Here is a 4,993-nt window from a genome sequence, read left to right on the forward strand (position 1 = left end):
AATTTCAGCCGGCGTTCGATTTCAGCCTGGAGGTCCGGGGACGAGTCGTCGCGAATTTCGTCGAGGGACATAGGATCGCCGTGTTCGGTTTGGCTGTGCCAAACCCGGCGGACCATGGCCTCGGGCATCATCAGCATCGCCGCAAACATATCGGCTTGGAATTCGATCGGGTCGTCGTCGCCGGCGCGGCAGATGTAGTTTGGGCGATTCGGATCGTTAGGGAGTAGCGAAGTTTGCGTGACCACTCGCTTTTGAAACTTGCGGCGATGAAGCCGCCAGTGGCCGACTTCGTGAGCGAGCGTGAAGTGGTATCGCCCGAGCATCTGTGGGTTCTCATGGGGATCGAGAGATTGGTCGATGCCGATTTTTTCTTCTTCCACCCACAGCGCACCAAACACTCCGTCGACTTGAAACAACTCCTTGGCGTCGATGATCTCAAAGTCGAGCTTCAAGTACAGTTCGACAATGTCGTCGATGGGAATCGGTGGCTCAATGATTTGACGTTGCGCGTTTCCGAACTCGGTCATCAATTGCTGGACTTCAAAGTCCATTTGCTGTGGCGTGATGAAATTTACACCGTACTTGCCCATGCCCCGCCGAGTCATTTGTACTTGCCTTTGTCTTCGCGAATCTCGTCGGCCGCCTCTCGTAGTCTCTTGATTTGCTCGGGTGACATGCCTTTGACGGCTCGCAGCAAGTCGGGGACGCCAGGATCGCCGTGAATGATATCGGGCAGTTCATCAGGCAAGCGATCTGCCAATGCCATCCATTCGTCAACACTCTCTTCCAGCAAAGCCGCGATCCGTTCAACGCGATCAGCGGTCGGCGGTGCAACCTTGCCCTGTTCGACTTGAGATAGGTAGGTGGGACTAACGTCGACCTCGATGGAAAATTTGCGAAGGCTGTAGCCCTTTGCGACTCGCGCTTCACGCAAGCGTTCGCCAAATGTCTGTTTCTTCTTTTTGGCCATGGTTAAAGCTCCCCTTTGAATGCACGGTCGAGGATAGACGGCAGCATGGAAGAACGTAAAACCGCAAATTTTTCTCGAAGCTCGCGAGCAAGCGACACTCGCTTTAAAAGGTCGCTAAAGTACTTCTGCTTCTCGAAGTTCGGCACTGGGACAGGAATAGCGCAAACTTTTCGGGCACTGGTTGTGCGATTTCTATCAGCGCTACCTGGCGACGCTTCGCCGATATGGAAGAGGCCTTCTTCTGACAAAAGAAAAAAGACTAAGAATTCAGGTGTCGCAACGCCTTTCTTTACTGCGAATGTCAAATAGCGATGCGAACCAAATCGACCGTGATCTTTCTGCTGCGCGACGGCGATAGCGCCTTCCCATGCTTTAATGTTGCTCATCAGTATGTCACCATTTTGCACAAGGTAAGGCTTTTGCCATGTAATGTTCGCCCCCGAAAGGACATCGCTATGAAATGTGCCTCGCCCGAAAGAACGAACTGATACCTGAGGGTATTGGCGATCAACTTCGATTGTCGCTGGACGCCTACAAAGTGGAGCGACCCTTTCTAAGCTGCACCTCGGCGCACCAGCCGCTAACCGGCTATGCACCGAAGCAAGAAACGCCGAAGTAATCTGATCAGTTTGTGATGTAAGCTCGTCTACTAACCTCAGTTTATCAGCTAAAGAATCTATGCGACGGATGACACGAACTTGTTCCTGAATAGACGGAACTGGAATTTCAATTCTTAAAAAGGCTTCAGGCCGAATCCGATTCTTCCCGCTTGTGCCCTGCGAGAGCAATTCACACTTGGTCCAAAGTTCGCGAGTTTTAGAATACCAATGCATCCAAGCCGGCAGCAGCTTAGACTTATCAAACTCAAATGTGGGGAATTCATTTGAGCCAACACAGCCATTTACCTCGGTTGACACAACCGCGACTGAACCGTTGCGGACCCAAATCTTATTTATTATCAGATCGTCTGTGCGAACATGATTTAACGTCTTAGCGGCGGTCGCACTTCCATCAATTGTCTGCCGTTCATATGCTCCTTCGCCCCACCATTTAACACCTAACGTGCGGTATTCGGTGCCAGGCTCAACCTCCACTGGTCGTTGCACTGGGCGGACGACTTCGCCAAGCGGGACCATCGGCCATTTCGGGTGACTCATCGATTGGCACTCCTCACCAACTCGTTCTTGATCTCTTCCATAATCTCGATAATAAGACGTTCTTTCGCAAGCATCTCTTCAACCAGTTGCTCCGGTGGTAAATGCTCGAGGGCTTCGGCACTTTTCGGATTCTTCTGATCTAGGTTGCATGACAGCAATGCACCTGCGTCATCGTACTTAAGGACATCCTCAACGACGACTTTCCACGCATAATCTGTTTCCTTGCGCCGTTTAAGTGCAAACCACTTGGCGACTTCCTCAAACTCCTGAGGCTGAATAGGCTTGGTCTTGGTGTAGTTCTTGCGACCCTCCGGAGGCGGCAGCTCGTAAAACCAAATCGCCTTCGTCGGACCAGAGCGATCGAAAAACAACAGGTTCGTCGGGATATTCGTGTACGGCGCAAACACGCCGTTGGGCATCCGCACGATCGTGTGCAGATTGAACTCCTTGAGCAGTTCTTCTTTGATCCGCGCACACACTCCGTCGCCAAAGAGCGTGCCGTTAGGTACAACGACGCCGGCGCGACCGCCAATCTCATTGCTGCCAGTGGGCTTCCGCAACTTTCTCATGATGAGTTGCAAGAACAGCAAAGCCGTCTCGGACGTTTGCTTATCTGCCGGAAAGTTGTTGCGAATGCCGGCTTCTTCTTCACCGCCGAACGGCGGATTGGTCAGGATGATATCAACGCGGTCTCTGGCACCCAATTCGGTGATTTTCACGGTAAGCGAATTGCCATAGTCAATCGACGGCGCGTCGAGCCCGTGTAGTAGCAAGTTCATCTGAGCCAACATGTAGGGCAGCGGCTTAGCCTCACCTCCATAGATACTCTTTTCTTGAAGCATCTTGCGTTGCTGAACAGTATTGCACTGCTTCTCCAAGTGCTCGAATGTTTCCGAGAGGAAACCACCAGTGCCGCAGGCTGGATCGAGCATAATTTCGCCGAGCTGTGGATTGGTCACTTGAACCATGAATTGAACGACTGGCCGCGGCGTGTAGAACTCGCCCGAGTCCCCAGCCGCGTCTCGCATTTCACGCAGCATCGACTCGTACAATCGAGCTAACGTATGAATCTCGTCGGTTGAGTCGAAATGGATTCCATCGACAAGGTTGATCACATCGCGTAACAGGTACCCCGACAACATGCGGTTGTTGACGCCATCGAACACTGTCGCGATGACACCACGCCGACGATCATCCGCCGTGGCCTGCAGCCCACGCAAATACGCCAGCAAACCAAGTCCACGACTTCCGTCCGGCCGACTCGCTTCATCTTGGTTAACGAACGCGATTAGCTCGTCACCGGTGATGCCATCTTTATCCGTTGCCCAGTCACGCCAACGATAAGGAGCCTCAATGGCGGACTTGTACTTCTTGCCAGCGATCTCGGCGCGCGCCTCCTGCAACTTCTCTCGATCATCGAGAAACTTCAAGAACATGACCCATGTAAGAAGCGGCAAACGATCAAGGTCACCGTTGAGTCCCTTGTCTTTGCGCATGATGTCGCGAGCCGATTTGATCAACGAGCCCAATTGCTGCGCTGTTGTTTTCGGGGTTGCCGGTTTTTTAGCCGTCTTGGCTTTCTTTTTCGCCATTAGTTAATCACCAAAGAGGTAGGTCAAGGTCTTTCTGCGAAAAGTTCGGATTTCCAAACCATCGAAATGAAAGTGAACCATCAGTGGGCCAGTTTTCATTCGCCGCGTATCCGTCGCTCACTTGAACAAGATCATCTTTTGTTGGAAACATCGTCGGATTTGTTACGACGTTGAGTAGCCCATTTGCTAAGTACATATCAGCGAGTAACAGCATCTCGATTGTTAGATCGTCGTAGTCGCTGTCATGAACGATTGCACATCGCGTTTCGTGAATAGCACGAATATCTGCTTCGTAGTTCGGCCATTGGCCCGCGAGATGCCATCCGGAAAGCCCCTTAATCCTCTGAAACAATTTTCCACCGTTTCTTTCCCGCGGTCGCGTTAAGAGCGTTTCCAGACCAATTACATCTAATAGAAAGGCATCTACCCGATCGAGCGACATAATGCTTCGTCCAAGCATTGCAGAGGCGCTTCCAATCTGGCGCCGCCAATCGTTGTCAAGTGACCGATCGGTCAAACGAGCGAAAAGCTCAATGATCCCGCACTGAGAGATAGCCTCGTGCCATGCGTTGTCCAGCTCAAAAGGGTGAAGGTATCCGTGCTGATTCCAGTTACCGCAATAAGCAGTTCCATCAAGCTGGACAAACCTATCATTTCTAGCCGAGTAGCTTGGATATCCCTTTAGAGTAAAACCGCAAGCATGGTGTCGTCGACCGTGAAAGGCAGCGGTTGAAGCGAGGATTTCAGCTGCCTTGCGAAACTCTCGGAAAACTGTTTTTCGTAGGTCTCTGGGCGTCCCGTGCTTGGTGACCACGGCAAATGCCGAGTCGTTCGCTACGATTCTGTCCCAAACAACTGGTGCGGGACGATTCGGAAACCTCGCCCCTAATTCACGCAAGGATAAAAAATCTACGTCACCTACTGTCCAGCAGCCATTTATTGGCTGATCGTCCGAAATCTTGAGCTGAAACACAGGAACAATAACCATCCAATCGCCGCTAATGTCTTGCGGGTCAGGAGCACCAATCGCCGCAGAACTATTAATTGGCTCAACGTCCAATCCCGGCTTTGAAGACGTTATCCCAAGTGCACTGTCATACGCATTGCGAGCACGATCTCGAACTAAATTGAATTCAGCCTCCCCTGCTCCATCGAGTTGCAGGACAATTGGATCGTCGGCGTTCCGTTGGAAGGTTTGAAACTCTGTGTGACAACCAGGCAATTCATCTTTGATAGCCTTTTCTACTATTTGCTTTATTTGGGGAAATGCTCTG

At 51.5% G+C, this 4,993-nt stretch carries 5 protein-coding genes; all 5 read right to left on the minus strand.

Annotated elements, in window-relative coordinates; all coding sequences use genetic code 11:
- A partial coding sequence (locus tag RMSM_RS34090) for an ImmA/IrrE family metallo-endopeptidase (RefSeq protein ID WP_008708442.1) occupies window positions 1–605 on the minus strand: 605 nt, incomplete at its 3' end.
- Window positions 602–970, minus strand: coding sequence for a helix-turn-helix domain-containing protein (locus tag RMSM_RS34095; protein WP_008708443.1), 369 nt, complete (start codon window positions 968–970; stop codon window positions 602–604). The genes RMSM_RS34095 and RMSM_RS34090, both read right to left, overlap by 4 nt.
- Window positions 971–972: 2 nt before the next feature.
- Window positions 973–2,127 (minus strand): restriction endonuclease subunit S, encoded by a 1,155-nt coding sequence (locus RMSM_RS34100; RefSeq protein WP_008708444.1) that lies wholly within the window; start codon window positions 2,125–2,127, stop codon window positions 973–975.
- Window positions 2,124–3,719, minus strand: coding sequence for a class I SAM-dependent DNA methyltransferase (locus RMSM_RS34105; RefSeq protein ID WP_008708445.1), 1,596 nt, complete (start codon window positions 3,717–3,719; stop codon window positions 2,124–2,126). Before RMSM_RS34105 ends, RMSM_RS34100 begins: the two co-directional genes overlap by 4 nt.
- Window positions 3,720–3,726: 7 nt before the next feature.
- Window positions 3,727–4,993, minus strand: a 1,267-nt coding sequence (locus RMSM_RS41575) for a hypothetical protein (RefSeq protein ID WP_040771015.1), incomplete at its 5' end; no start/stop codon positions are given.

The organism is Rhodopirellula maiorica SM1 (assembly GCF_000346295.1).
Classification (GTDB): Bacteria; Planctomycetota; Planctomycetia; order Pirellulales; family Pirellulaceae; genus Novipirellula; species Novipirellula maiorica.